The sequence below is a fragment of the Immundisolibacter sp. genome, assembly GCF_014359565.1.
GTDB lineage: Bacteria > Pseudomonadota > Gammaproteobacteria > Immundisolibacterales > Immundisolibacteraceae > Immundisolibacter.
Map to the genome: position 1 here is coordinate 1 of NZ_JACIZD010000024.1, position 26,184 is coordinate 26,184.

At 67.3% G+C, this 26,184-nt stretch carries 24 protein-coding genes; 12 read left to right on the plus strand and 12 right to left on the minus strand.

Annotated features, from left to right (window positions below; translation table 11 throughout):
* Positions 1-388: 388 nt before the first annotated feature.
* On the plus strand, positions 389-1,408 hold the full coding sequence (locus tag H5U26_RS14550; protein ID WP_290620971.1) for a sulfotransferase domain-containing protein: 1,020 nt from the start codon (positions 389-391) through the stop codon (positions 1,406-1,408).
* A gap of 199 nt (positions 1,409-1,607) precedes the next feature.
* On the opposite strand, the gene H5U26_RS14555 is transcribed toward H5U26_RS14550, so the two are convergent.
* Both H5U26_RS14555 and H5U26_RS14560 read right to left on the minus strand, forming a co-directional pair.
* Positions 1,608-2,576, minus strand: a complete 969-nt coding sequence (locus H5U26_RS14555; RefSeq protein WP_366055995.1) for a quinone oxidoreductase — start codon at positions 2,574-2,576, stop codon at positions 1,608-1,610.
* 5 nt (positions 2,577-2,581) lie between these two features.
* A complete protein-coding gene (locus tag H5U26_RS14560) occupies positions 2,582-3,154 on the minus strand; it encodes a peroxidase-related enzyme (protein WP_290620975.1) in 573 nt (190 codons plus the stop codon).
* A gap of 90 nt (positions 3,155-3,244) precedes the next feature.
* Between H5U26_RS14560 and H5U26_RS14565 the strand changes: the two genes are divergently transcribed.
* Complete coding sequence (locus H5U26_RS14565) at positions 3,245-3,943, plus strand: HAD family hydrolase (RefSeq protein ID WP_290620977.1); 699 nt, start codon at positions 3,245-3,247, stop codon at positions 3,941-3,943.
* 81 nt (positions 3,944-4,024) lie between these two features.
* The gene (locus tag H5U26_RS14570) at positions 4,025-4,369 is read left to right on the plus strand and encodes a DUF1820 family protein (RefSeq protein WP_290620979.1); all 345 of its coding nucleotides are present in this window, start codon (positions 4,025-4,027) and stop codon (positions 4,367-4,369) included.
* A 45-nt stretch (positions 4,370-4,414) separates the two neighbouring features.
* Here H5U26_RS14570 and H5U26_RS14575 read toward each other — a convergent pair whose 3' ends face one another.
* From H5U26_RS14575 to H5U26_RS14595, 5 genes are all read right to left on the minus strand, one after another.
* On the minus strand, positions 4,415-4,822 hold the full coding sequence (locus H5U26_RS14575) for a S4 domain-containing protein (RefSeq protein WP_290620981.1): 408 nt from the start codon (positions 4,820-4,822) through the stop codon (positions 4,415-4,417).
* 128 nt (positions 4,823-4,950) lie between these two features.
* Positions 4,951-5,268: an H-NS histone family protein gene (locus H5U26_RS14580; protein WP_290620982.1), complete on the minus strand. Its 318-nt coding sequence runs from the start codon at positions 5,266-5,268 to the stop codon at positions 4,951-4,953.
* Positions 5,269-5,441: 173 nt separating this feature from the next.
* Positions 5,442-6,644, minus strand: a complete 1,203-nt coding sequence (locus tag H5U26_RS14585) for an HDOD domain-containing protein (protein ID WP_290620984.1) — start codon at positions 6,642-6,644, stop codon at positions 5,442-5,444.
* Between the two features lie 141 nt (positions 6,645-6,785).
* The gene (locus tag H5U26_RS14590) at positions 6,786-8,096 is read right to left on the minus strand and encodes an MFS transporter (RefSeq protein WP_290620986.1); all 1,311 of its coding nucleotides are present in this window, start codon (positions 8,094-8,096) and stop codon (positions 6,786-6,788) included.
* Positions 8,097-8,160: 64 nt separating this feature from the next.
* Positions 8,161-9,381 (minus strand): MFS transporter, encoded by a 1,221-nt coding sequence (locus H5U26_RS14595; protein WP_290620988.1) that lies wholly within the window; start codon positions 9,379-9,381, stop codon positions 8,161-8,163.
* A 131-nt stretch (positions 9,382-9,512) separates the two neighbouring features.
* Here H5U26_RS14595 and H5U26_RS14600 point away from each other — a divergent pair, with 131 nt between their 5' ends.
* The 8 genes from H5U26_RS14600 (at position 9,513) to H5U26_RS14635 (ending at position 18,422) form a co-directional block, all read left to right on the plus strand.
* Positions 9,513-10,847, plus strand: a complete 1,335-nt coding sequence (locus tag H5U26_RS14600) for a M18 family aminopeptidase (protein ID WP_290620990.1) — start codon at positions 9,513-9,515, stop codon at positions 10,845-10,847.
* A 334-nt stretch (positions 10,848-11,181) separates the two neighbouring features.
* Positions 11,182-12,084, plus strand: coding sequence for a sulfate adenylyltransferase subunit CysD (gene cysD / locus H5U26_RS14605; RefSeq protein ID WP_290620992.1), 903 nt, complete (start codon positions 11,182-11,184; stop codon positions 12,082-12,084).
* A complete protein-coding gene (cysN, locus tag H5U26_RS14610; RefSeq protein ID WP_290620994.1) occupies positions 12,084-13,988 on the plus strand; it encodes a sulfate adenylyltransferase subunit CysN in 1,905 nt (634 codons plus the stop codon). The genes cysD and cysN overlap by 1 nt, the downstream gene beginning before the upstream one ends.
* Before the next feature lie 8 nt (positions 13,989-13,996).
* Positions 13,997-14,779, plus strand: a complete 783-nt coding sequence (locus H5U26_RS14615; RefSeq protein WP_290620996.1) for a sulfite exporter TauE/SafE family protein — start codon at positions 13,997-13,999, stop codon at positions 14,777-14,779.
* A 95-nt stretch (positions 14,780-14,874) separates the two neighbouring features.
* Positions 14,875-15,723: an alpha/beta hydrolase gene (locus H5U26_RS14620; protein WP_290620998.1), complete on the plus strand. Its 849-nt coding sequence runs from the start codon at positions 14,875-14,877 to the stop codon at positions 15,721-15,723.
* Entirely contained in the window at positions 15,723-16,424 is a 702-nt protein-coding gene (locus H5U26_RS14625; protein ID WP_290621000.1) for a gamma-glutamyl-gamma-aminobutyrate hydrolase family protein, read from the plus strand. Before H5U26_RS14620 ends, H5U26_RS14625 begins: the two co-directional genes overlap by 1 nt.
* A gap of 6 nt (positions 16,425-16,430) precedes the next feature.
* Positions 16,431-17,591, plus strand: a complete 1,161-nt coding sequence (locus H5U26_RS14630; RefSeq protein WP_290621002.1) for a patatin-like phospholipase family protein — start codon at positions 16,431-16,433, stop codon at positions 17,589-17,591.
* Between the two features lie 90 nt (positions 17,592-17,681).
* Positions 17,682-18,422 (plus strand): phosphoadenylyl-sulfate reductase, encoded by a 741-nt coding sequence (locus tag H5U26_RS14635; RefSeq protein ID WP_290621004.1) that lies wholly within the window; start codon positions 17,682-17,684, stop codon positions 18,420-18,422.
* Between the two features lie 57 nt (positions 18,423-18,479).
* On the opposite strand, the gene cysI is transcribed toward H5U26_RS14635, so the two are convergent.
* Together cysI and H5U26_RS14645 are read right to left on the minus strand one after the other, a co-directional pair.
* On the minus strand, positions 18,480-20,174 hold the full coding sequence (cysI, locus tag H5U26_RS14640) for an assimilatory sulfite reductase (NADPH) hemoprotein subunit (RefSeq protein WP_290621006.1): 1,695 nt from the start codon (positions 20,172-20,174) through the stop codon (positions 18,480-18,482).
* Between the two features lie 8 nt (positions 20,175-20,182).
* Complete coding sequence (locus H5U26_RS14645; protein ID WP_290621008.1) at positions 20,183-21,970, minus strand: assimilatory sulfite reductase (NADPH) flavoprotein subunit; 1,788 nt, start codon at positions 21,968-21,970, stop codon at positions 20,183-20,185.
* A 133-nt stretch (positions 21,971-22,103) separates the two neighbouring features.
* Between H5U26_RS14645 and corA the strand changes: the two genes are divergently transcribed.
* A complete protein-coding gene (corA, locus tag H5U26_RS14650) occupies positions 22,104-23,177 on the plus strand; it encodes a magnesium/cobalt transporter CorA (RefSeq protein WP_290621010.1) in 1,074 nt (357 codons plus the stop codon).
* Between the two features lie 37 nt (positions 23,178-23,214).
* Here corA and H5U26_RS14655 read toward each other — a convergent pair whose 3' ends face one another.
* From H5U26_RS14655 to H5U26_RS14665, 3 genes are read right to left on the minus strand one after another with little or no spacing between them, the layout of a single operon-like run.
* Entirely contained in the window at positions 23,215-24,669 is a 1,455-nt protein-coding gene (locus H5U26_RS14655; RefSeq protein WP_290621012.1) for a coniferyl aldehyde dehydrogenase, read from the minus strand.
* 52 nt (positions 24,670-24,721) lie between these two features.
* Complete coding sequence (locus tag H5U26_RS14660; RefSeq protein WP_290621014.1) at positions 24,722-25,402, minus strand: MT-A70 family methyltransferase; 681 nt, start codon at positions 25,400-25,402, stop codon at positions 24,722-24,724.
* A gap of 28 nt (positions 25,403-25,430) precedes the next feature.
* Complete coding sequence (locus tag H5U26_RS14665; RefSeq protein ID WP_290621016.1) at positions 25,431-26,048, minus strand: BglII/BstYI family type II restriction endonuclease; 618 nt, start codon at positions 26,046-26,048, stop codon at positions 25,431-25,433.
* Positions 26,049-26,184 lie beyond the last annotated feature (136 nt).

Genomic DNA, 26,184 nt, shown 5'->3' on the forward strand with positions numbered 1-26,184 from the left:
CTGTCCGAGGTCAGCCAGACCGCGCTCAACGACATCGCCCGGCTTCTGAACGGCCGTCCTCGAAAAACCTTGGACTGGAGAACACCGGACGAAGCCATGGCCGAAGAAATCGCCAATTTCTCAAAGCGTGTTGCACTTGATTCTTGAATCCAAGATGCCAGTAGCGGCGCAGGATGTTGCCGGCCGGGGTGCCGGGCCCGACACGGGTGATCTGGTCGTACAGCAAGGCAGGGTTCATGGGATGCGAACTCCTCCAATCACGAGACAATCATGGCCACCGGATGTTAGTCCAAAAGACCGGCCCGGCTGCCCTGCGGAAGCCGGCTTGCCGAGGCCTGTTGGTCGAAGCCTTTGACCCACCATCCCGCACCGTCGAGGAGAGTCTTTGATGTCCACCACCACCCCGCCCGGCTACGAATTCGCCGACGTCGTCGAACGCCGCCGCAACACCCTGGCCGCCATGGCGCGCACGCGCCGGCAAATGCGGCCGGTCACCTGGCTGCTGCGGCGGGTGTTCGACCTGTCGCAGGTACTGGGCGTCGAATACCCGCTGTTTCGGCGCTTCTTCCGGCCGATGGCCGGCATGTTCGACAAGGCCATCGACAAGGCCTTTACCGGCTACGTACCGACCGAACACGACGTGTTCGTGTGCTCCTATTTCAAGAGCGGCACCAACTGGGCCATGCATACGGCCTACCAGATCGCCGAGCACGGCGAGGGGCAGTTCGAGGACATCCTGGACGTGGTGCCGTGGGTCGATTGCCCGGACCAGGAGACCACCGTCTGGCTGAACGACCCGCGCCCGCAGCAGCGCTCGCGCTCCGGCCTGCGGGTGATCAAGACCCACGCCCGGGCGCAGTTCGTGCCGTACAGCGAGAAGGCCAGGTACATCTGCCTGGTGCGCGATCCGAAGGAGGTCATCGTCTCCGGCTACCACTTCTTCGGCTCCATGCTGCTGGGCAGCCTGATCCCGTCGGTTGAAACCTGGGTGCGCCACTGCACATCCGAGCAGGCGGTGTTCCACCCCTGGTACGAGTTCACCGCCGGCTACTGGGCCTGGCGCGAGCGGCCAAACGTGCTGTTCCTGACCTACAACGAGCTGCAGGACGACCCGGCCGGCACCATCCGGCGCATGGCGGACCTGATGGGCGTGAGCCTGACCGAGGCCGAGGCCGAGCGCGTGCAGCGCCTGAGCTCGTTCGAACACATGAAGGCCATCGACCACAAGTTCTATCCGGGCGAGGTGTCGCCCTTCGCCCGGCCGGGTGGCTCGATGATCCGCAGCGGCAAGAAGGGCAACTCCGGCGAGATGCTGTCGCCCGCCCAACAGGCGCATATCGACGCCTGGTGCAAGGCGGGACTGGCCAAGCTCGGCAGCGATTTTCCCTATGACCGGTATTTCGATTAGCAGGATCTGGGGAGGGTTTTCCCTCGCTTGTCGGGCCGAACTGTCGATTACGCCGTCAGTTGTTCCCGTAGGAGCGGGCCATGCCCGCGACCGCAACGATGCGATCAATCGCAGCCGTGCGCCCGTCCGAAACCGCGGCGGTCGCGGGCATGGCCCGCTCCTACAAAATCATCGGATTTGACGGCTCGTAAAAGCCGGCTCACGGAATCAACAGCAGCTTGCCGCTGGTGGCGCGACTGGCCAGCAGCTCGTGCGCCTGGGCGGCCTGCGCCAGCGGCAGGCGCCGGTCGATGTGCAGGCTGACCTGGCCGCTGGCCAGCCAGGCGAACAAGTCGCGCGAGCGGGCGGCCAGCTCGTCCGCCTCGGCGATGTAGTCGAACAGGCTGGGGCGGGTCAGGAACAGCGAGCCTTTCTGCAGCAGCAGCAGCGGGCTGATCGGCTCCACCGGGCCGCTGGACTGGCCAAACAGCACCATCGTGCCGCGGCGGCGCAGCACGTCGAAACCTTTCAGGAAGGTGCTGGCGCCGACCGAATCGTAGACCGCGTGCACCCCCGCACCGCCGGTCAGGCGACGGGTTTCGGCCACGAAATCGTCCTTCGAGTACAGGATCACCGCGTCGGCGCCACGGGCACGGGCGGTCTGCGCCTTGGCCTCGGTCGATACCGTGGCGATTACCCGCGCGCCGCGCAGCTTGGCCATCTGCACCAGCATCTGTCCGGCGCCACCGGCGGCGGCGTGGATGAGCACCGTGTCGCCAGGCTGGATGGCGTACACGCTGTGCGTCAGCGCATGGGCGGTCAAGCCCTGGAGCATTGCGGCGGCGGCGATCTCCAGGTCCAGCCCGTCCGGCACCGGCACCACACGGTCCTGCGGCAGGCAGGTGAATTGCGCGTAGGCTGCCGTGGCGTTCGGGTAGGCCACCCGGTCGCCGGGCTTGTAGCGCGTCACACCCGCGCCCACGGCGTCCACCGTGCCGGCGCCTTCCAGGCCCGGATAGAACGGCAGCGACTGCGGGTAAAAACCCGTGCGCTGGTAGATGTCGATGAAGTTGACGCCGCAGGCGGCGTTTTTGACCCGCAGCTGGCCCGGGCCTGGCTCGGGCAGCGGCCGCTCGACCAGGCGCAGGACTTCCGGGCCGCCGGCGATGGTGACTTCGATGGCGTGCATGGTGTTCATCGGCGGTGCAGGTCGTAGTACTCGCGGTTGGGCTCCATGCCGGTGGCGGCGGCCAGGCGGTTGGTCATGTTGAAGAACGCCGTCACCTCGGCAATGTCCCAGATGTCGCGCTCGCTGAAGCCCTGCTCGCGCAGCAGGTCGCGGTCGGCGTCCTCGATGCACTCGGGCGCCTGCGTGAGGCGCTCGACGAATTCCAGCATGGCCCGCTGGCGGTCCGGAAGCCCGGCGGCGCGAAAATTCATGGCCAGCGTGTCGGCCAGCGGCGGATCGCCGGTCAGCCGGCGCAGCGTGGCGCCGTGGCTGGTCAGGCAGTAGTGGCAGCGGTTCAGGGACGACACCACCACGGCGATCATCTCCCGCTCGGCCTTGGTCAGGCCCGAGTCGCTCCCCATCAGGCCGTCGCGCATGGCGATGAAATTGGCCAGCCGGTCCGGCGCATGCGCATAGCCACGCAGCACGTTGGGCACGAAGCCGAGGCGTTCCTTGGCAGTCGCGTACTGCGTCGCCAGATCCTTGGGCAACGGCACCGGCTCGGCCAGGTCCAGCGCCATCAGTTTGTCCTTCGCCATGTCTCCTCCGGGAGCGCCGGCCGCCGGCCGGCTTGAAAGCAGGTGTGATCGGCGCCATCTTGTGGCTTGCTCCCCCACCGATCAAGTGCCATGCCCGTGCCGCCGATTCTTGCCATCACCTTTGATCTGGACGACACGCTGTGGGCCATCGACCCGGTCATCGAGCGCGCCGAGCAACGCATGCACGCCTGGCTTGCCGAGCATTACCCGCGCCTGCCCGAGCGCTACTCGGTGACGGCGCTGCGCACGCTGCGGGACGACATGCTGGGCCTGCGGCCGGATCTGGCACATGACCTGAGCGCCCTGCGGCTCGAATCCCTGGCGATGGCCGCACAGCGGTGCGGCTATGGCCGCGACGCCGCCGAAGGCGCGTTCGCGGTCATGTTGCAAGCCCGCAACGAAGTCGAGCTGTTCGCGGACGTGCTGCCGGTGCTGACCGAGCTGTCGGGTCGACTGACGCTGGGCGGCCTGACCAACGGCAATGCCGACATCGCGCTGGTTGGCCTGGACGGCCTGTTGCGGTTCTGTACGACGGCGCGTGAGGTCGGCGTCGCCAAACCCCATCGGGGCATCTTCGAGGCCGCCAGCAGTGCCGCCGGCGTGCCGCCGAATCAGGTGCTGCACGTGGGCGACGACCCGCAGCGGGACGTTCACGGCGCCCGCGCCGCCGGCATGCGCACCGTGTGGGTGAATCGCAACGGCCAGACCTGGCCGGGCGGCCCGCCGGCCGACGCCGAAATCAGCGACCTGTTTGGCCTGCTCGATCTGCTGGAGCAGGGACTGATCTGAGCCGCTCCATTACCGGTGCCTGACCGGGCCGGCGCGCATCCCTATAATCCGCATTCAATCCATCCGCAGAGCAACAGCCCCATGGCGGTCCGCAAGAAACGCATCTACAAGGTCATCTTCCACAACCAGGGCAAGCTGTATGAACTGCATGCCACGGAAGTCAGCCAGGGCGGCATGTTCGGCTTCATAGAAGTGGGCGGCTTCGTGTTCGGCGAAAAAAGCGGTCTGCTGATCGATCCATCCGAAGAACGCCTGAAAGCCGAGTTCGAACACGTCAAGACAACCTTCATCCCGCTGCACGCGGTCGTGCGCATCGACGAAGTGGACAAGGAAGGCGCCAACAAGATCAGCAGTCTTTCGGACGACGCCAAGGTGGCCTACCTCCCCTCCCCAATTTACACACCGGGTGGACGCGGCAAGGATTGAGCCGATTCGGCCGGTAGCGAGCGTGCTTACCGGCGCGGGCACCGTTCATTCATCCTGCGCCTCTCGCAGGCGTTGCAGGGCCCGGCGCGCGTGTTTGTCGGGTCGTCCCTTGCCGGTATACCCGGCCGGACCGGTCAGTGCGCGCTGTGCGCGAAGCGCCTGGCGCGTCGCGAGGCTTTCGGCGGTTTCTTCGTACAAGGCTGGCACGTCCTTGGCCGCGACCCGCTGCGCGGCCATGCCCCGGACAATCACCGTCATCGGCTCGCCGCCCCGTATCAGGCTGACTTCGTCCCCCGATCGCAGCAGCCGCGCCGGCTTGGCCGACTGACCGTTCACGCGCACCTTGCCGCCGTTGACGGACTCGGTGGCCAGGGTGCGCGTGCGATACAGGCGGCTCACCCACAGCCATTTGTCCAGTCGCAGGCCGGATTCGATACCGGCGTCCTGATTCACGCTGACATGCCTCCCGGATAGCCGCCTGACGGGGGCATGAAAAAGCCGCCACGACAACGCGTCGCGGCGGCTTTTTCAGCACACATCCACCACCGGAAACCCGGCGGTGGCGCCCCCAAGCTGGAGTGTCAGATCGCCATTTGCTCGGCGGTCTTGCCAGCGGCAAGCGCTTCCTTGAACCATTTCGGCTTCGGCCCGCGGCCGTTCCAGGTCTGAGCCGGGTTGGCCGGGTTGCGGTATTTGGCGACGGCCGCGGTCCGGCTGCTGCGTTTCTTGGTTTCGCCGGCCACGATCTCGAAATCGATGCCGACCGATGCGGCCAGCTTGCGCATCTGGGCGACCACTTCGGCACGCTTCTCGCGCTGACGCTTCTCCAGCGTGGTCTCGGCATCAGCAATCAGCTGCTGCAAATCGGTGAGGGAGTAGTTATTGAGATTGATGGCCATTGTGGGCGCGCTCCTGAGTCAGAACAACAAGAAGCGCCAACTATAGCCAACAATATCGATTGCAACAACAATCCAGCACGAGTAACGACACAACCATCCGTCGACATCACCGCATGGCGAATTCCGCCGGTGTTCACACGACCGGCGGCGCGACGCGATATCGCCGCGCTTGCCTAAGCGGCCTGCATTTCTTCAATCGTCTGATTGGCCCAGTCGACGGCCTCCAGATACGCTTGCGGCGTTGGTTTCGGGTCGAGCATGTCGAGCACGACATTTTCGAAATCGCCCCGCTCCAGCGCCAGCGCAGCGGCCAGAACCTGACCCAGCGGCCCTCGCAGTTCCAACACCGCAAGCCGGGTTTCTTCGGCCAACGGCAAATCCGCCAGCAAGTCTGTGAGCGGCCGGTCCATCAATGCATCGAGGCCGGAGAACAGGCCGACCGTGAATGCGGTGTCGGCATTGCCCCGTCCCGGCGGCGCCAGACTCGCACACAAGCGGGCGCGTGCCAGCACGGTGCGGGTCAATTCCGGCGGCTTGTCACTCATACCAGTCAATGCCAGCAAGGTTGCCAGATCACGCAACCGACGCTGCCCGAGCATCACTGTCGCGTGGGCAATCGAGCTGATTTCGCGCGGCAGGTTGAAGGCCGCGGAATTGGCGTAACGCAGCAATCGATAGCTCAGCGAAACACTCTGCTGGATGACGCCCTGAACGTCGGACAACTCGGACTGGGGGTTGTGCAAGATGGCCAGCAGCTGCAGCACGCTGAGGCGATCCTCGGTCATGGTGCGCCCGGCCACCAGCTTCGGCCGGGCAAAGAAGTAGCCCTGATAGAAATCAAAACCCAGCACCTGACAGTGGGCAAATTGTTCGTGGGTTTCGACCTTCTCGGCCACCAGGGCGACCGGAAACCGCCGCAGCGCAGTCACATGCTCGGCCAACTCCGGCGCCGGTACGGCCGCCAGGTCCACCTTCACGAAATGGGCCCGCTCCAGCAACGGCAGCGTACCCTCGTGGACCAGCAGGTCATCCACCGCGATGCCATAGCCGGCGGTCCGCAAGCGATCGAGCGTGGCCAGCAAGGCGTCGTCGAAAGCCACGTCCGGCATCAGTTCGAGCACCAGTTGCGCCGGATCGAACAGGCGCAGCAGGTTGTCATCCAGAATTTCCGGCGTGACGTGTATGAAGGCGCGCGCCTTGCCGACCACTCGCTGCACGCCCATCTCCAGAAAGGCGTTGATCAGCACATCGGCGGACGCGCGCGCGTCGGCCTTGTCCGCGTGGTCCGTATCGCCGCCTCGATACAGCAGTTCGTAGGCGACCGGCTTCAGGTCCTTGTTGAAAATGGGCTGACGGCCCAGATAGATATTGCGCATGACAGACGAACTCCCGGATGCCGGCGCCAGCGCGGTTCCTGGACATCGCGGCCGATGAGTCCGGTTATCGGCGCGGCCCGCTTGGGCTTGATAGCGCCCCGCAACAGACGCGGTGGCATGTTCGGGTAACCGGTGGTCAGGTCATGCATCCCGCATGGCGGCGATGGCGGCGGCGGCCACCAGCAGCGGCGCCCCGAAGACCAGAAAATAGATCGCAAAGCGCGGCTCCAGAACCGCCAGCCAGCCGCCGGCCAGCGGTCCGAAGATCGAGCCGATCCGTCCCCACGCCTGCGCCCAGCCGACGCCGGTGGCACGCACCGCACTCGGGTAGACCTGGGTCGCGATCGGATACAGGCCGACCTGGGCTGCCCCGGCAAACAGGCCGGTCGCAAAACAGGCGGCGGCCACCGGCGCGAAGCGGCCATCGCCCAGGCCGATCGCCATGATGGCGATTGCGCCCAGCGCAAAGAACGCCGCCAGCATCCGGCGCGGGTTGTGGCGCGCCGACAGCCAGGCCAGCACCAGCGCGCCGAGCACGCCGCCAATGTTGAACATGACGGTGACGCGGATGGCCTGCGCCAGCGGTACGCCACCGTCGACCAGCAGCTTGGGCAGCCAGTTCATCAGGAAGAACAGCACCAGCAGGTTGATGAAAAACGCCAGCCACAGAAGCACGGTGTTGCGCACACGCCGATGCCGGAACAGCTCGCCCACGTCGGCACGGGAGGTTGCCTCCGGCAGCGTGTAACGGTCGTGCGCGTCGTAGGCGCCGGCCGGATCGAGCCGCGCCAGCAGAACGCTGAGCCGTCCACCCGTGCCGGCCCGGCGGGCCAGGTACTGCGGCGACTCGGGCAGCAGCGCCAGCAGCAGGAGGCTCAGCGCCAGCGGCAGGCCGCCGCCGACGTAGAACATCGCCCGCCACCCATGCTCGACCACCAGGCTGCCGGCGATCACCCCGCCCAGCAAACCGCCGACCGAAAAACCGATGTACATCAGTGTCACCAGCAGCGGCCGATGCTTGCCGGGCGCGCACTCGGCGACCAGCGTCACGGCATTGGGCAGGGCCCCGCCCAGACCCAGGCCGGTCACCAGACGCAGCAGCATCAGCTGCGTCACGCTGCCGGCGAAGGCGGTCAGCAGGGTGCCGCCGCCGAACAGGGCCACGCAGGCAATCATGGTGCGGCGGCGCCCGAAGCGGTCGCCCAGGGTGCCGAACAGCAAGGCCCCGGCGGTCATGCCCAGCAGCGCCGCGCTGAACACCGGCCCCAGACGATCGTTGCCAATGCCGAATTCGGCGGCGATCTGCGGCGCCGTGAAGCCGATGATCTGCGCGTCCAGGCCGTCAGTGGCCGCCACCGCGAAGGTCAGCGCCAGCACCAGCCAGTGCAACGCGCCCAGCGGCGCGTCATCGAGGCGGGCAGCGACATCCCAGGTTCGAGCCGGTTCTTTCATGCGGAGACCCGTGTGCAATGTGCAATGAATAGGGTTACAAGCGAGGGGATTCAGGTCACGCAGATCAATCGGCGCTCGCCGCCCGCGCACTGAGCGTGAACGTGGCCGCTGCCGCCAGCAGCACCACCAGCCCGAAGCCCGAAAAGTAATACTGCAGCGGCACCCCGGAGCGCAGCAGCTCGCCACCCAGCAGCGGCCCGAACACCGAGCCCACCCGCCCGCAACCCAGCGCCCAACCGATGCCGGTGGCGCGCAGCGCCGTCGGATACGCAGCCGCTGCCAGCGCATGCAGCGCAATCTGTGCCCCGAACACGAAAAATCCCGCCAGCGCCGCGGCAGCCAGATAGACGCCGAAACTGCCGGTGGCGTAGCCCACCGCCACCAGGCTCGCCGCTGCCAGCACGAATGCCGTGCCAATCACCCGCCGCGCGTCCAGGCGCTGGCATAGCGCCGCCAGCAGCAACGGCCCGACCACGCCACCCAGGTTCAGCGCCAAGGCCGCCAGCGAACCCTGGTGCGCCGAGAAGCCGGCCTGGCCGGCCAGGTACGGCACCCAGTTGGCCAGGAAGAACATCACCATCATGTTGATGAAAAAGCCCAGCCACAGGCGGCGCGTGTCCGGGCCAAGGTCCGCCGCCAGCAGTCGGCGCACCCCGCCGGACCGGCCGGGGGCCAGCTCGCGGGCGGCGGCCGGCGCTTCCGGCAAAAAGCGCCACAGAACCGGAATCAGCAGCAGCGGCAGCACACCGCCGACCAGATACAGCGAGCGCCAGCCAAAGCGCGGCAACAGCGGCACCGCCAGCCCGGCGCACAGCATGCCGCCCACCGAGAAACCCACCAGCCCGACGCTGACCAGCAACGGCCGGCGCCGCGGCGAGGCATGCTCGGAGATCAGCGCGGTGGCATTCGGCACAGCGCCGCCCAGTCCGAGCCCGGTCAGCAGGCGCAGCCCGAGCAGGCTCCAGTAGCCGCCGGCCAGCGCGGTCAGCCCGGCAAACAGGCCAAACAGGCCGCAACAGAGCATCAGCACCCGCACCCGGCCCAGGCGGTCGCCCAGCGGCGCGATCAGTACCGAGCCGCCGATCATGCCCAGGATGCCGGCCGCGAACAGCGGCCCCAGGCGCTGCGCGGACAGGCCCCAGTCGGCGGCGATGGCCGGCGCGGTGAGCGCGATCACCAGCATGTCGAAGCCGTCCAGCACGATCACCAGCAGGCACAGACCCACCACGCGGGCGGTCGCGCTGCCACCGCGCACGGCCACCGTTTTCTCCACGGTCACGTCCATCTTCCCCCTCCACGGCACGTTCTTTATAAGGTTGACCGACTGCGCCTGGCCGATCCGCGCGCAACGATACCCCGGCCGGGGCGCCCGCCGCTGCTTACAATGCCCCGCCCAAGCCGCAGAACATCCATCCCATGCCCAGCCCGCTGCTGCCCGTCTCGACCGCTGCCCGTGCCCGTGCCCAGGCGCTGCTCGATTTCATCGATGCCAGCCCCAGCCCGTGGCATGTGGTGGACAGCGCCGCCGCGCTGCTGGAAGCCGCCGGCTACCGGCGCCTGGATGAGGCCGACGCCTGGCAGCTCACACCCGGCGCACGGCATTACGTGGTGCGCGACGGGTCCACGCTGGCGGCGTTTCGCATCGGCAGCGCCCCGCTCACCGAAGCCGGCCTGCGGCTGATCGGTGCGCACACCGACTCGCCCGGCCTGCGCGTGAAGCCGCAGGCCGGCCAGATCAAGGACAACTGGCTGCGGCTGGGCGTGGAGGTCTACGGCGGGCCGATCCTGGCCACCTTTGCCGACCGCGACCTGAGTCTGGCCGGCCGGGTGGCACTGCGTGCGCCGCAGGCGCCGCTTGGCGTGCAAAGCCGCCTGGTGCGCTTTGCGGCGCCGCTGCTGCGGATCCCGAACCTGGCCATCCACCTGAACCGCAAGGTCAACGAGGACGGCCTGAAACTCGACCGCCAGAGCGCACTGCCGCCGATCCTGTGCGCCGTGCAGGACGGACTGCCGGCGGCGAACCACCTCACCCGACTGCTGGCCGACGCGCTGGAAGTCGACCCGAGCCAGCTGCTGGGCTTCGAGCTGAACGTGTACGACACCCAGCCGGGCGCCTTCTTCGGCCCGCAGCAGGAGTTCATCGCCGACTCGCAGCTCGACAACCTGGGCTCCTGCCATGCGGCCCTGATGGCCTTGCTGGATACCGACGCGGACAATCCAGAACCGAGCGCTGTATGCTTCCTGTTCGATCACGAGGAAGTCGGCTCGACCAGCGCCAAGGGCGCCGATGGCAGCTTCCTGGACGACGTGCTGGAGCGGATCGCCCTATGCCGTGGCCTTGGCCGCGAGGATTACCGGCGGGCACTGGCACGCAGCATGCTGGTCAGCGCCGACATGGCGCATGCCTTCCACCCCGGCCACGCCGGCGCCTACGACGACCAGCACCGCGTCCACCTGAACCACGGCCCGGTCATCAAGACCAACGCCAGCCAGCGCTATACGTCGGAGAGCCTGTCGGCCGGCGTGTTCCAGCTGGCCTGCGAGCGCGCCGGCGTGCCCTGGCAACACTACGTGCAGCGCAGCGACCTGGCCTGCGGCAGCACCATCGGCCCGCTGGCGGCCTCGCGCCTGGGGCTGCGCAGCGTGGACGTGGGCAACCCGATGTGGGCCATGCACAGCCTGCGCGAGAGCGCAGGGGCCGCCGATCACGACGCCATGTGTCGGGCGCTGGCAGCATTTTTCAAGGATTGATGGGCCTTCGCGGCTTATCCCCAGAATCTGTGGATAACTTTGTGGAGTACTGCCTGAACAAGCGCGCCAAGGGCGCATGCATGCGGGGCTGGATACAGATTGCCCAGCTTTTAATCAAATATTCATAATTATTGCAAAACAAATAGTTGCGGTTATTTTTGAATTCACATCACGAGCCAATCGCGATTTTTGCCAGCCAGCGCTAGGACTTTTCCGCTGCTGTGTGTAAACCACGAAATCAACGCTTGCCAGCGCTGCGAAATCAGACTATGGACGCCACCGAAAAGGTGTCCCCCAGGGGCTGGCAAGGCGCCCCTTACCCATTGGACCCGACATGATCACCCTGACCCATCTGCAACGCCTGGAAGCCGAGAGCATCCACATCCTGCGCGAGGTCGTCGCCGAAGCCGACAAGCCGGTCATGCTGTACTCCATCGGCAAGGACAGCGCGGTGATGCTGCACCTGGCGCGCAAGGCCTTCTACCCCGCGCCGCCGCCGTTTCCGCTGCTGCACGTGGACACCACCTGGAAGTTTCGCGACATGTACGCCATGCGCGAACGCATGGCGGCCGAGCTGGGCATGGAGCTGATCGTCTACCAGAACCCGGAGGCCGCCGCGCTGGGCATCAATCCGTTCGATCACGGCTCGCAGATCCACACCGACATGTGGAAGACGCAGGGCCTGAAGCAGGCGCTGGACCTGTACGGCTTCGACGCGGCCTTCGGGGGCGCCCGCCGCGACGAGGAAAAATCCCGCGCCAAGGAGCGCATCTTCTCGTTTCGCACCGCCCAGCATCAGTGGGACCCGAAAAATCAGCGCCCGGAGCTGTGGCACCTCTACAACGGGCGCAAGAGCAAGGGCGAGTCGATACGCGTGTTCCCGATCAGCAACTGGACCGAGCTGGATGTGTGGCAGTACATCCATCTGGAAAACATCCCGATCGTGCCGCTGTACTTCGCCGCCGAGCGACCGGTGGTGGAGCGCGACGGCACCCTGATCATGGTCGACGACGAGCGCATGCCGCTGCGGCCCGGCGAGACGCCGATGCTGAAAAAGGTCCGCTTTCGCACACTCGGCTGCTATCCGCTGTCAGGCGCCGTGGAATCGGAAGCCGACACGCTGACCGCCATCATTCAGGAGATGCTGCTGACACGCACCTCCGAGCGCCAGGGCCGCATGATCGACCACGACACCGCCGCCTCCATGGAAAAGAAAAAGCAGGAGGGCTACTTCTGATGGCACACGTATCGGACCTGATCGCCAGCGACATCGAGGAGTACCTCAGCCAGCACGAGCGCAAGAGCCTGTTGCGCTTCATCACCTGCGGCAGCGTTGACGACGGCAAGAGCACGCTGATCGGCCGCCTGCTGTATGAATCCAAGATGCTGTTCGAGGACCAGCTGGCCGCCGCCGAGGCGGATTCCAAAAAGTGGGGCACGCAGGGCGGCGACATCGATTTCGCGCTGCTGGTCGACGGCCTGGCCGCCGAGCGCGAGCAGGGCATCACCATCGACGTCGCCTACCGCTTCTTCAGCACCGACCGGCGCAAGTTCATCGTCGCCGACACGCCGGGGCACGAGCAGTACACGCGCAACATGATCACCGGGGCTTCCACCGCCGACGTGGCGGTGATCCTCGTCGACGCCCGCAAGGGCGTGCTCACGCAGACGCGCCGCCACAGCTATCTGGCCAGCCTGATCGGCATCCGCAAGGTGGTGCTGGCCATCAACAAGATGGACCTGGTCGATTTCTCGCAGGACGTGTTCGGGCGCATCGATGCCGACTACCGGGCGTTCGCCGCGCAGATCGGCCTGACCGACATCACCTCGATTCCGCTGTCCGGCCTCAAGGGCGACAACATCGTCGAGCCCTCGGCGCGCACCGGCTGGTATCACGGCCCGACGCTGATGGCGTTCCTGGAAAGCTGCGAGATCGACGAGACGCGCCTGCAAAACGGCCCGCTGCGCCTGCCGGTGCAGTGGGTGAACCGGCCGAACCTGGATTTCCGCGGCTTCTGCGGCCTGATCGCCAGCGGCACGGTGCGCCCCGGCGACCGCGTGCGGGTGCAGCCGTCGGGGCGCGAGAGCCGCGTGGCGCGCATCGTCGCCTACGGCGGCGACTGGCCGCAGGCGGTGGCCGGCCAGTCGGTCACCCTGACCCTGGAGGACGAAATCGACATCTCGCGCGGGGACGTCATCTCCGCCGCCGACGCCCCGGCCGAGGTCGCCGACCAGTTCGAGTGCACGCTGGTGTGGATGGCCGACGAGCCGATGCTGCCGGGCCGGCCGTACCTGCTGAAACTGGCCACGCGCACGGTCACCGCCACCGTCACCGAGCCCAAGTACAAGGTCAACGTCAACACGCTCGAGCACCTGGCCGCCAAGACCCTGGCGCTGAACGAAATCGGCGTCTGCAACATCGCGCTCGACCGGCCGGTGGCCTTCGATCCGTATGAGGTCAACCGCGACACCGGCGGCTTCATCCTGATCGATCGTCTCAGCAACAACACGGTCGGCGCCGGCATGCTGCATTTCGCGCTGCGCCGCGCCCACAACATTCACCTGCAACACCTCGACATCGACAAGGCCGCGCGCGCCCGCCTGATGGGTCAGCAGCCGGCGGTGCTGTGGTTCACGGGGCTTTCCGGCGCCGGCAAGTCGACCATCGCCAACCTGGTCGAGAAAAAGCTCTACGCCCTCGGCCATCACTCCTACCTGCTCGACGGCGACAACGTGCGCCACGGCCTGAACAAGGATCTGGGCTTCACCGACGCCGACCGGGTGGAGAACATCCGCCGCGTGGCCGAGGTGGCCAAACTGATGGTCGACGCCGGGCTGATCGTGCTGACCGCCTTCATCTCGCCGTTTCGCGCCGAGCGCGCGCTGGCGCGCAGCCTGCTCGAGGAAGGCGAGTTCATCGAGGTGCACATCGACACGCCGCTGGATGTCGCCGAGGGTCGCGACGTGAAAGGCCTGTACAAGAAAGCCCGCCGTGGCGAACTGAAGAATTTCACCGGCATCGACTCGCCCTACGAGCCGCCGGAGAACCCCGAACTGCGCGTCAATACCGTCGAATGCGATGCCGAGCAGGCAGCGGAACGCGTCATTGAACGCCTGCGCCAACTCGGACGCATCAGCTGATAGCGGGCATGGAATGGCCCAACATCGTCGCCGGCTTCGGGGTCGGATTGCTGGTCGGCCTGACCGGCGTGGGCGGCGGCGCGCTGATGACGCCGATCCTGGTGCTGCTGTTCGGCGTTGCTCCGGCCGCCGCCGTGGGCACCGACCTGTGGTTCGCCGCCACCACCAAGATGGTCGGCGGCACCCTGCACCACGCACGGCGCAGCATCGACTGGCAGGTGCTGCGCCGCCTGTGGCTGGGCAGCCTGCCGGCCGCCCTGGCGACGCTGGCCTGGCTGCAGGCCAGCGGCATGGGCCAGACCAAGAACGGCCTGATCCTGAAGGCGCTCGGCATCGTGCTGCTGCTGACCGCGGTGGCCATGCTGCTGAAAAAACGCGTGCACGCCCTGGGTCAGCACTTGCGCGGCACGAAGCCGGACCGGTTCAAGGGCGCGCAGGTGCCGCTGACGGTGCTGGCCGGGGCGGTCCTGGGCTTCCTGGTCACGCTGACCTCGGTCGGCGCCGGCGCCCTGGGCACGGTAATGCTGGTCTACCTGTACCCGTGGCGCCTGACGCCGGCCCGCCTGGTCGGCACCGACATCGTGCACGCCATCCCGCTGACCGTGCTGGCCGGCAGCGGCCACGCGCTGATGGGAAATGTCGACCTGTCGCTGCTGGGCTGGCTGCTGCTGGGCTCCGTGCCGGGCGTGCTGATCGGCTCCCACTTCAGCACCCGGGCGCCGGAAGCGTTCGTGCGACCGGCCATCGCCCTGGTGCTGACCCTGGTCGGCCTGAAGCTGGTGACGTCGTAGAACGGGGCGGCGCGGAGCCGGTTCGACCAGCGCCGGCAGGCCCGATCGCCGGCACAATGCAAACCGTCGTCCCCATGCGCCGCGCCGGAGTAGCCATGACCACCATCGAACACCACACCGCGCAGCTGGCCGACGTGCGCCTGCATTACCTGATCGCAGGCGACGGTCCGGCGCTGGTGCTGCTGCACGGCTGGCCGCAGAGCAGCCACGAATGGCGGCACCTGATGCCGACGCTCGCGCAGCGCTTTCGGGTCATCGCGCCGGACCTGCGCGGCCTGGGCGACTCCAGCCGGCCGGTCGGCGGCTACGACAAGATGACCGTGGCCGGCGACGTGCGCAGCCTGCTGCGCGACGGGCTCGGCATCACGCAGGCGGCCGTGGTCGGCCACGACTGGGGCGGGGCGGTGGCCTACGCGCTGGCGGCGCAGGACCGCGCGCTGGTCACGCAGCTGGCGATCCTGGACATGTTGCTGCCGGGCATCGACCTGCCCGGCTTGGGCGCGAATGCCCTGGCCAACTACTGGCATTTTGCCTTCCACGGTGTGCGTGACCTTGCCGAAATGCTGGTCACAGGCCGCGAGCGGGCCTATATCTCATGGTTTTTTCAGAACTTTGCCTACAACCCGCGCGCCGTGAGCGAGGCCGACATCGACGAGTACGCCCGCTGCCTGGCTCAACCGGGCGCGCTGCGGGCCGGCTTCGAGTACTACCGCGCGGCCGGCCAGGATGCGGTCGACTTTGCCGCCGCAGCGCGTGAGCCGCTGCGCTGCCCGGTGCTGGCGCTGGGCGGCGAGCGCAGCATCGGTGCGGCGGTCAAGCTGTGCGTGCAGCAGGTGGCCGACGACGTGCGCGGCGGAGTGATGGAACGCTGCGGTCACTGGATTGCCGAGGAACAGCCGCAGGCGCTGCTGGAAGAACTGACCGCCTTCCTGGACGCCGTCTGATGCCGGCGCTGCGCATTCACTGGCTGCAGCACGTGGCCTTCGAGGGCCTGGGCTACATTGAGCCCTGGGCGCTGCACCACGGGCACGCCCTGTCGCGCTCCCGGCTGCACGCGGGCGAGACGCTGCCCACGCTGGAGGCTTTCGACTGGCTGATCGTCATGGGCGGGCCGATGGGTGTTTACGAGGCCGATCAGCACCCCTTCATCACGGCCGAGATGGACCTGATCCGCGCCGCCATCGATGCCGGCAAGCGCGTGCTGGGGATTTGTCTGGGCGCGCAGCTGATGGCCGCCGCGCTGGGTGCCCGCGTATACCCGTCCGGGCAGCAGGAAATCGGCTGGTTCGCGGTCGAGCCGGCACCCGGCTGCGCCGCCAGCCCGTTTGGCGACGCCCTGACCGGGCCACTTACCGTGTTTCACTGGCACGGCGATACCTTCGACTTGCCGGCCGGCGCGGTACGCCTGGCCCACAGCCGTGTCTGCACCCAGCAGGGCTTTGGCTATGGCGCGAGGGCGCTGGCCCTGCAGTTTCACCCCGAAATGGACCCGACCGGCGTGGCCGCGCTGGCCAATGAATTCGGCGCCCGCCTGCGGCCCGGTGCCAGCGTGCACAGTGCCGATCAGATGCTGGCCGGGCAGGCGCATTTCGGTCCGGCACGGCGCCTGCTGGAGGCATGGCTCGACCGGCTCGCCGCCGGCTGAGGGCGCATGACACGACCGCGTGTTGCAGCGGGCGTCGGTCTGGTCCTGACCGGTGGCGGCGCGCGCACGGCCTATCAGGTGGGTGTGCTGCTGGCGGTCAGCGACTGGCTGGGCCGGCCGCGGCGCACGCCGTTTGCCATCATCACCGGCACCTCGGCGGGCGCCATCAACGCCAGCGTGCTGGCGGCGCGCGCGGGCAGCTTCGGCCGCGGCCTGGAATACCTGGCCGGCGTTTGGCGGGGCCTGCAGGTCGGCGACATTTATCGCTGCGACCAGCGCGCCCTGTATGGCCGCGCCGTGCACTGGCTGATCGCGCTGCTGCGCGGCGGCCTCGGCCAGCACAATCCGCGCGCCCTGCTCGACTGCCAGCCGCTGCGCGCGCTGCTGGAACGCCACGTCAACTTCGCGCGCATCGACCTGCACCTGCGCCGCGGCCTGCTGGACGCGGTCGCGATCACCGCTTCCGGTTACGGCAGCGGACGCGGCGTCACCTTCTACCAGGCCGTCGGGCACCCGCCGCCCTGGCAGCGCGAGCGGGCGCTCAGCCGCCCAGCCGAACTCACACTCGACCACGTCATGGCCTCGGTGGCCATCCCGTTGCTGTTCGAGGCGGTGCGTATCGACGACGACTGGTACGGCGACGGCGCCATGCGCGACCACACGCCGCTGTCGGCCGCCATCAACCTGGGCGCGCAGCGCCTGCTGGTGATCGGCACCCGCAATTCCGATCCGGTGCCGCTGCCGCAGCCACCGCCCTATCCGCAGCTTGGCAAGATCGCCGGCTACGTGCTCGATTCGCTGTTCATGGACGGACTCGGGCCGAACCTGGATCGCTTGCAGCGCCTGAACGAACTGGTACGCCTGAGCGAAGCGCAACCACCCATGGGCCCCGGCCGCCGCCTGCGCCACATCGACGCCTGCGTGATCAACCCGAGCCTTGACCTGCGCACGATCGCCGCCCGCCACACGCAAGGTTTTCCGGGGCCGGTGAGACGCCTGTTTCGCGGCATCGGCGCGTTTGGCGAGCTCAGTCCCCTGCCCAGCTACCTGCTGTTCGACGGGGCCTTCTGCCGCGAGCTGATGGATCTTGGCTACGCCGATGCCCGGCGTCGGAAAGACGAAATCATGGCCGTGCTGACGCCTGGACAGGAGTCAACCATCGCTTGATGGAATAAAAATATGAGAAATAAATAATTTCCAGTCATATAAAGCACCCGTACCATGGGGTCACAAGGACCCACACACCGAATGCTGCCCATGGCCTCCCCAGACAAGATCGACCACGCCATCGCCATCCTGCAGGCGGCCCAGGCGCACGGCCCGGCGATCCACACCAACAGTTTCGGCCCCGAAGGCGTGGTGCTGACGCACCTGATCACCGCGCACACGCCGGACATTGCCACCGCCAGCCTGGACACCGGGCGCCTGCCGGAACAGACCTACGCCGTGGCCGACGCGCTGCGCCAGCGCTACGGACTGGTCATCGACTGGTGGTTCCCGGACGCCGAGTCACTGGGCAACTTCACCCGGGAGCACGGCGTCAACGCCTTCTACAACAGCGTCGAACTGCGTCGCGCCTGCTGCGGCATTCGCAAGGTCGAGCCGCTGGGGCGGATGCTGGTCGGCAAGATGGCCTGGATCACCGGCCGCCGCCGCCAGCAGGGACTCAAGCGCGCCGCCCTGCCGGAGCGCGAGTGGGACGAGCAGCGCGGCATCCTCAAATTCAACCCGCTGGCCGAGTGGACGCACGACGACGTGTGGACCTTCATCCGCGCCAACTCGATCCCGTACAACGCCCTGCACGACCAGGGCTACCCGAGCATCGGCTGCGCGCCCTGCACCCGCGCCATCACGGTCGGGGAAGACCCCCGCGCCGGACGCTGGTGGTGGGAACAGGACAGCACGCGCGAGTGCGGCCTGCACGGCCCGGCGCGGCCCGCCGCCGAGGACGAAACAGCGGTTCCGCCGGCCGAAGCCATTCCGGACGTCGGGCTTTAGGCACCCGGCGGTTGGTCCTCTGCGTTAGCAGGCGGCCAACCGCTGGCGCCGGACCGCTCAGTCGTGAAACTCGCGCCCGGCGGCAACCGCCGCCACCACGCCCGTGCGCACCAGAAAATCGCCGAAATGCTCGCCGGACTGGCGTTCGGCGGCGTAGCGTTCCAATAGCGGCGTCAGGGCCTCGATGATGGCCTGCTCGCCGATGTTCTCCCGGTACAGCTTGCCCAGACGCTGACCGTGAAAGCCGGCGCCCAGGTACAGGTTGTACTTGCCGGGCGCCTTGCCGACCAGGCCGATTTCGGCGATGTACGGCCGCGCGCAGCCGTTGGGGCAGCCGGTCATGCGCATCGTGATCGGCGTGTCGGCCAGGCCGCAGGCGTCGACCACCTCGTCCAGGCGCGTGATCAGGTCCGGCAGGTAGCGCTCGCTCTCGGCCATGGCCAGGGCGCAGGTCGGAAACGCAACGCAGGCCATCGCATTGCGGCGCAGCAGCGAGACCTCGCGCTGCAGGCCGTATTCGGCGATCAGCGCCTCGATGGCCGGCCGCTGCGCGGGGCTGACGCCGGCGATGGTCACGTTCTGATTGTTGGTGAGCGCGAAAATCCCCGTGTGGATGCGGGCGATTTCGCGCAGGCCCGTGCGCAGGCGCCGCTGGCCGCGATCCGCGATGCGGCCGTTCTCGACGAACAGCGTGTAGTGCGACTGGCCGTCCTGCCCGTCCTGCCAGCCAAACGCGTCCGTGTTGTGGTCGAAGCTGAACGGCCGCGCCGGCGCCAGCGCGAAACCCAGCCGGCGTTCCAGTTCGGCCTTGAACCAGTCCACGCCGCGATCGTCGATGGTGTACTTGAACCGCGCATGGCGACGGTTGCTGCGGTCGCCGAAATCACGCTGCACGCACACCACCTGCTCGGCCACGGCGATGGCCTGGTCCGGCGTGCAGAAACCAAGAACGTCGGCCAGACGCGGGAAGGTGGCTTTCTCGCCGTGGGTCATGCCCATGCCGCCGCCGACCAGCACGTTCCAGCCGACCAGCCGCTCGCCGTCCGCCACGGCGATGAACGACAGGTCGTGCGCATAGACATCGACATCGTTGTCCGGCGGTACGGCAACGGTGATCTTGAACTTGCGCGGCAGGTACAGCGGGCCGTAGATCGGCTCGACCTCGGTGGCGGGGTCGACGGCCGGCGCGTCCAGCCAGATTTCCTGGTAGGCGTGGGTCCTGGGCAGCAGGTGCTCGCTGATGGCGCGCGCCAGTTCGCCGGCCGCCGCGTGCAGCGGCGAGCGATACGGGTTGGCACTGGCCAGCACGTTGCGGTTCACGTCGCCACAGGCGGCGATGGTGTCCAGACCGGCCGCCCGGATGGCCTGCATGGCCGGCTTGAAGTGCGGCTTGCGGATGCCGTGAAACTGGAAGGTCTGCCGCGTGGTCAGGCGCAGCGTGCCGTTGGCGTGCTCACCGGCCACCTCGTCCAGCGCCAGCCACTGCGCCGGCGTGCACTGACCGCCCGGCAGGCGCACGCGGATCATGAACTGATAGGCCGGCTCCAGCTTCTGGCGGCGGCGCTCCTCACGCAGGTCGCGGTCGTCCTGCTGGTAGCTGCCATGAAACTTCAGGATCGCGTTGTCATCAGGCGCGATGGCACCGGTCAGCGGATCGACCAGGCCGTCGGCGATGGTGCCGCGCAGCAGCCGGCTGTGGCTCTTGATGACCTCCACCTCGTTGGGCGGGGCCTTGGGGTCGGGTGCGTTCATGGCCGGTCTCAGTAAATGTCGCGCTGGTAACGCCGGTTGCGCGACAGCTCGCGCAGGTATTCCTCGGCCGCCTCGGCGTCGAGCTTGCCTTCGGCAGCCACGATGTCGCGCAGCGCCGCATGCACGTCGACCGCCATCGCCGTGGCATCGCCGCAAACATAGACGTGGGCGCCGTCCTGCAGCCAGGCATAGACCTCGGCGGCGCGCTCGCGCAGGCGCTGCTGCACGTAGACCTTCTGCGCCTGGTCGCGCGAGAAGGCGACGTCCATGCGCGTCAGCAACCCGGCCTTCAGCCACGCCTGCCACTCGATCTGGTACAGGAAATCGGTATGGAAATGCCGGTCGCCGAAGAACAGCCAGTTGCGGCCGCTGGCCCCGCTCGCCTCGCGCTCCTGCAGGAAGGCCCGAAACGGCGCCACGCCGGTACCCGGGCCGATCATGACGAGCGGCGTGTCCGGGTTGGTCGGCAAGCGGAAGTTGTCGTTGCGCTCGATGAATACCGGCACCGTGTCGCCCGGCTTGACGCGATCGGCCAGCCAGGTCGAGGCCACGCCCTGCCGCCGGACGCCCAGGCTCTCGTAGCGAACCGCGGCAACGGTGATGTGCGCCTCGTCCGGGCAGGCGGCCAGGCTGGAGGCCAATGAATACAGCCGCGGCGGCAAACGGCGCAGCAGGCCGACGAACTGCTCTGCCGTCAGGCCCGGCACCGGGAATTCCTGCACCACGTCGATGATCTGCCGGCCATGCAGGTAGGCCCGCAGGGCGTCCTCGTTGCCCGCCGCCAGCAGGCCGGCCAGCTTGCCGCTGTCCGCCAGCGCGCCGTAGGCGGCCAGGAAGGGCCGCGTCAGGGTGGTGATTTCGTAGTAGTGATCGAGCGCGTCTGCCAGCGGCAGGGTGGTGTCGCCGGCCTTGACCGGCGCCGTGGCCGGCAGCCCGAGCACCGTCAGCAGTGCCTCCACCAGCGCCGGGTCGTTGCGCGGCAGCACGCCCAGCGCATCGCCGGGCTGGTAGATCAGGCCGGGCACGGCCAGTTCGATGTGGCGCGTTTCCTTGTCCGCGCCACGGCCGTTCAGGTTGATGTTCTCCAGCACCTCGGCCAGGTACGGGTGGCGCTTGTCGTGCTGCGGTGCGTCGCCGATGGTGGCCGCTGCCGTCGCCGACACCGCCGGCGCTGCTGCGGCGCTCACCTGCTCGAGCAGGGTGTCGATCCAGGCCGCCGCGGCATCGTCGTAATCGACATCGCAGTCCACCCGCGGCGCCAGACGCTGCGCGCCGAGCTTCTCCAGCACGGCATCGAAGTCCTTGCCGGTCTGGCAGTAGAACTCATAGCTGGAATCGCCCAGCGCCAGCACGCTGTAGCGCAGCTGCTCCAGGCGCGGCGCCTTGCGCCCGTGCAGGAACTCGTGCAGCTCGCGCGCGCTGTCGGGTGGCTCGCCCTCGCCGTGGGTGCTGACGATCAGCGCCAGCAAGCGCTCGTCGCGCAAGCGGGCCGGCTTATAGTCGGCCATGCTGGCGAGCGTGACGGGCAAGCCGCGCGCCTGCGCCAGTTCCGCCAGGCGGCGCGCCAATTTGGCGCCATTGCCGCTTTGCGAACCGTGCAGCACGGTCAGGCTGGCCTGGGATTGCGACGGCGCGACGGTCGCCGCAGGCGCGCCGGCACCCAGTTCGGCACGGGCGGCCAGATAGCCGCTCAGCCACTGCAACTGGGCCTGACCCAGCTCCCGGACCAGGGCATCGAGGCGCGCGGCCTGATCCGGACTCAGCGGGGTGTTCGAGGTGGTTACCGGTGCGTTCATGGCGGTTCAGAAGTGCGGACAGCCCGTCATCATAGAGGGCTGCCTTATATGTTGGAAGAACCTTTTTACGAGTTGGTTATAAGCAAGCGTGACAAGGCGCGCCCCCGGAACCCGTTCCACCAGGAGTCATGACGTGATCGACCTGTTTCGCAAGAAATACGCCCAGCCCGGCAGCGCGCCCGGTGAGTTGCTGCCGCTGCCGGTGGCGCCGGCGACCATCGTCTACTGCGTGGTCTACGACGCCAACGGGATGCTGCACGAGAGCCGTGGCGTGCCGGACGATCCGGCCGCTCTGCGCCGTGCAGGCGCGACTTTGTGGGTGCATTTTGCCGGCCAGCCGGAGGTCGGCGACCTGCGCCGGGTCGGCGAAGCGCTCGGCCTGCACCCGCTGGCGCTCGAAGACGTGATGAACCACGGCCAGCGACCGAAACTCGACGACTTCGACGATCACCTGTTCCTGGAGCTGGGCTGCCTGACGCAGGACGGGACCCACCCGGTGGTTCACGATTTTGCCCTGTTCCTGGGGCCGGATTTCGTGGTCAGCGTGTACTACGGCAGCGAAAACCTGTTTGCCGGCGTCCACGCGCGCCTGGTCGATGCGTCCGGCCGCCTGCGGCGCAGCGGCACCGACCGCCTGGCGCACGCGCTGCTGGATGTGGTGGTCGATCACGCCTTTCCGGTGCTCGAAACGCTCGGCGAGCGCATCGAGGACCTGGAAACCGAACTGCTGGACCGTCCCGGCCCCGGGGCCCTGCGCGAGCTGCACCAGCTCAAGCGCGAGATGCTGCTGATCCGCCGCGCCGTATGGCCGGCACGCGACGTGCTGGCCAACCTGGCGCGCGGCGATGCGCCGCAGATCGCCGACCAGTCGCGCATCTACTTCGGCGACGTCTACGACCACACGGCGCAGATCATCGAACTGGTGGAAAGCTACCGCGACATGCTGGCCGGCATGCTCGACATCTACCTGTCGAGCGTCAGCAACCGCCAGAACGAGGTCATGAAAGTGCTGACCGTGATCGCCACCGTCTTCATCCCGCTGACCTTCATCGTCGGCGTGTACGGCATGAACTTCAGCGTCAACGAAACCAGCCCCTGGGCCATGCCGGAGCTGCGCGCCTACTACGGCTACCCGATCCTGTGGCTGGTGATGCTGGGCATCGCCGGCGCCATGCTGCTGTTCTTCAAGCGCCGGCGCTGGTTCTAGGCCGGCCAGCCGGTCCGGACAGGCGCCTGTATCAAGCCTACAGCCAGCGCAGCGCCAGGCGCATCACCCGCTCCAGGCCCGGCCCGTAGGGCGGGCGAATCAGCGACTGCACCGACCAGCGGCTCTGGTACAGCACGCTCTTTTGGTGCGAGAAGGTCACGAAGCCGTCAAAGCCGTGATAGCGGCCGATGCCGCTCGGCCCCACGCCGCCGAACGGCAGGCCCTCGTGCGCCACATGGAACAGCACGTCGTTCACGCAGGCGCCGCCGGACACCGTCTGCTCCAGTACCCGCTCGGTGCGGCTGGCGTTGTCGTCGAAGTGGTACAGCGCCAGCGGCCGCGGGTGGCTGTTCACGTAGGCGATGACCTCGGCCAGATCGTCGTAGGTCTTGACCGGCAGCAGCGGGCCGAAGATCTCCTCCTGCATCACGCTCATGTCGTCGGTGACGCCCAGCAACACGGTCAGCGGCAGCACGCGCTCGCCGGCCGGCACCGGCGCGCCGCCCGCATTCAGCGGGACCACCTGCGCGCCCTTGGCCCGGGCATCGGCGATGTGCGCCTGCAGGCGCTGGTAATGACGGTCGTTGACGATCCAGGTCAGGTCGGGGTTGCCGGCCAGGGTCGGGTAGCTCTTCTGGACCGCCACGGCGAGCGCCTCGACCAGCTGATCGCGCCGGCCGGTGGGCACGAACACGTAATCCGGCGCGATGCAGGCCTGGCCGCCGTTGAGCATCTTGCCCTGGGCGATGCGCCCGGCGGCGATGTCCAGCGGATAGTCGTCGCTGATGATGGTCGGCGACTTGCCGCCCAGCTCCAGCGTCACCGGCGTCAGGTTCTCGCTGGCGGCGCGCATGACGATGCGGCCGATCTGCGTCGAGCCGGTGAAGATCAGGTGATCGAACGGCAGGGCCGAAAAATGCCCCGCCACCTCGGCGCCGCCGTTGACCACGGCCACCTCGTCCGGCGTGAAGGCCTGGCCGACGATGGCGGTCACCACCTCGGCCGTGCGTGGGCAGAACTCGGAGGTCTTGATCAGCGCCCGGTTGCCGGCAGCAATGGCGCCGACCAGCGGCGACAGCGTCAGCAGCACCGGCACGTTCCATGGCCCGATGATGCCGATCACGCCGCGCGGCTGGTAATGAATGCGCGCCCTCGCCAGCGGGAACTGCGGGCTCCAGCCGGCACGGCGCGGGCGCATCCATTTCTTCAGGTGCTTGCGGGTGTGGCGAATCTCGCCCAGCAGGCCGATCACATCGGCAAAGAAGGTCTCGTGGCGCGAGCGGTGGCCAAAGTCGGCATTCACCGCCTCCAGAATCTGTTCATGATGGTCGACGATGGCCTGACGCAGGCGCTTGAGCGCCGCAATGCGGTGTTCATAGCTGGTCGGACCGGCGCGCAGGAAGGCGGCGCGCAGCGCCTCGAACTGCGGCAGCAGGGGGTTGTCGGAGATTTGGGTGGTGGTATGCAGGGCGAGACGGTTGTTGTCGTTCATGGATCACTCCTTGATTAATTGAAAGGCCGCCGGCATCCGCCGCGCCTGCTTGCTACTTCGCTGAATCCGCCTTGCCACCATAGCCACGCGGCGTTTCCAACAAGCGCAGTTGCGGTTCAACGTGGCCTTTGCGTCGGGCCACGCCGTGAAGCGAGTTCTCCTCGACATCCTCGTTCCCCCATTGGCTCCATCCCGGTCGCCGGAAACGCGCAAATAGCTCCAGATAAGGCCCGGGCGAGCACGCCTCGACGATGTCATAAATCTCGTCGGGCTTACGGGAATGCTCCCGCTTGCGGGTCGCCAAGACATTCACCTGCGTTCGTCCGGGCGGCAGCGTACGCATGCTGCCCCGTACCCCAAACAGCACCAGCTCGGTAACGTTACGGAAGTAAAACCCTACGCCTCGACCATCCGGCCCTCCATCCTTGCGGACCTTGTACCAGACCAGATTCGACTTGTACGTAAAGCCCCAGGCCTCCATGACGCGAAGACCGTCCGCCAGCAGTGCATTCGGTACCCACAGGTATAGATGCGACTGCGCCGCCGCCAGCTTGGCCACGGGCAGTTCCTGGATTTCCCGCTGCTCCATGGTTGGATATCGCAGCAGGCGGCGGTGCTCGGGGGCCACCTTGCCGGTACGATTCTGGAACTGCCAGGGCGGGTCGGCCAAAATAGTCGAGTACTGACCGGCCGTCTTCGTCAGGAGATCCTCGGCCGGATTGAGTTCAGTCATTTTGTAAACCTTTGCGATCATTGCAACGTCACCGGGTTGGGAAAGTGACAGCCTGGTGCGGGATGCCGATTAGCAACAACGGACACGGGTTTCCTACGCCGCGGCGAACGCGGTCCTCGAGCTTACGCCAGTGCGTCGTGGCCTCGCCGAATTTATCGGACACAAAGGCATGCGCCCATCCTTCCTCGAACGAATTCTTTGCTCTTGCCGCCTGCTCGATAAGTGCGATCTGGCGCTGCGTCGGCGCGTAGTAGCGCGAGATCGCCGCCATGTCTGCAATACCAGCCATTCTCGCAAAATCCGCCACCAATTCGCGCAGCGAATTCTGTAGCGACTCAGCGCGCGTGATGATGGCGCCGACCGATATCACCCCGTCAGCATGCAGACGCTTAAAATTCTCCAAATCCCGGTCAAAAAACGGATCCTTGTTGTTCCACTCGATTTCGAGCGCGAATGTCCCAGCGGCAAAACGCTTGACATGGTCGATCTCGTGTGAAATCGATTCCTTTTCTTCACCGTCGACGATTTTCCTGATCTCGAAGTTGTGCTTTCGCCAGCCGTAGTCGACGGCAAGTGCCCGCCGTACGCGCTGCGTCATGGCGCCCTCTCCGCCGCCGCCGCGCACCAGCTTGGATTCAAGAATCAAGTGCAACACGCTTTGAGAAATTGGCGATTTCTTCGGCCATGGCTTCGTCCGGTGTTCTCCAGTCCAAGGTTTTTCGAGGACGGCCGTTCAGAAGCCGGGCGATGTCGTTGAGCGCGGTCTGGCTGACCTCGGACAG

Excerpts from the sequence above, each read along its gene's own strand:
- H5U26_RS14570 (WP_290620979.1), top strand. The coding sequence starts at position 4,025 with ATGGCGGTCCGCAAGAAACGCATCTACAAGGTCATCTTCCACAACCAG.
- H5U26_RS14590 (WP_290620986.1), bottom strand. The coding sequence starts at position 8,096 with ATGAAAGAACCGGCTCGAACCTGGGATGTCGCTGCCCGCCTCGATGAC.
- H5U26_RS14630 (WP_290621002.1), top strand. The coding sequence starts at position 16,431 with ATGACACGACCGCGTGTTGCAGCGGGCGTCGGTCTGGTCCTGACCGGT.
- H5U26_RS14560 (WP_290620975.1), bottom strand. The coding sequence starts at position 3,154 with ATGGCGAAGGACAAACTGATGGCGCTGGACCTGGCCGAGCCGGTGCCG.
- cysD (WP_290620992.1), top strand. The coding sequence starts at position 11,182 with ATGATCACCCTGACCCATCTGCAACGCCTGGAAGCCGAGAGCATCCAC.
- H5U26_RS14580 (WP_290620982.1), bottom strand. The coding sequence starts at position 5,268 with ATGGCCATCAATCTCAATAACTACTCCCTCACCGATTTGCAGCAGCTG.
- H5U26_RS14565 (WP_290620977.1), top strand. The coding sequence starts at position 3,245 with ATGCCCGTGCCGCCGATTCTTGCCATCACCTTTGATCTGGACGACACG.
- H5U26_RS14555 (WP_366055995.1), bottom strand. The coding sequence starts at position 2,576 with ATGCACGCCATCGAAGTCACCATCGCCGGCGGCCCGGAAGTCCTGCGC.
- H5U26_RS14595 (WP_290620988.1), bottom strand. The coding sequence starts at position 9,381 with ATGGACGTGACCGTGGAGAAAACGGTGGCCGTGCGCGGTGGCAGCGCG.
- H5U26_RS14660 (WP_290621014.1), bottom strand. The coding sequence starts at position 25,402 with ATGACTGAACTCAATCCGGCCGAGGATCTCCTGACGAAGACGGCCGGT.
- H5U26_RS14645 (WP_290621008.1), bottom strand. The coding sequence starts at position 21,970 with ATGAACGCACCGGTAACCACCTCGAACACCCCGCTGAGTCCGGATCAG.
- H5U26_RS14550 (WP_290620971.1), top strand. The coding sequence starts at position 389 with ATGTCCACCACCACCCCGCCCGGCTACGAATTCGCCGACGTCGTCGAA.
- H5U26_RS14620 (WP_290620998.1), top strand. The coding sequence starts at position 14,875 with ATGACCACCATCGAACACCACACCGCGCAGCTGGCCGACGTGCGCCTG.
- H5U26_RS14655 (WP_290621012.1), bottom strand. The coding sequence starts at position 24,669 with ATGAACGACAACAACCGTCTCGCCCTGCATACCACCACCCAAATCTCC.
- H5U26_RS14635 (WP_290621004.1), top strand. The coding sequence starts at position 17,682 with ATGGCCTCCCCAGACAAGATCGACCACGCCATCGCCATCCTGCAGGCG.
- H5U26_RS14600 (WP_290620990.1), top strand. The coding sequence starts at position 9,513 with ATGCCCAGCCCGCTGCTGCCCGTCTCGACCGCTGCCCGTGCCCGTGCC.
- H5U26_RS14615 (WP_290620996.1), top strand. The coding sequence starts at position 13,997 with ATGGAATGGCCCAACATCGTCGCCGGCTTCGGGGTCGGATTGCTGGTC.
- cysN (WP_290620994.1), top strand. The coding sequence starts at position 12,084 with ATGGCACACGTATCGGACCTGATCGCCAGCGACATCGAGGAGTACCTC.
- cysI (WP_290621006.1), bottom strand. The coding sequence starts at position 20,174 with ATGAACGCACCCGACCCCAAGGCCCCGCCCAACGAGGTGGAGGTCATC.
- H5U26_RS14625 (WP_290621000.1), top strand. The coding sequence starts at position 15,723 with ATGCCGGCGCTGCGCATTCACTGGCTGCAGCACGTGGCCTTCGAGGGC.
- H5U26_RS14585 (WP_290620984.1), bottom strand. The coding sequence starts at position 6,644 with ATGCGCAATATCTATCTGGGCCGTCAGCCCATTTTCAACAAGGACCTG.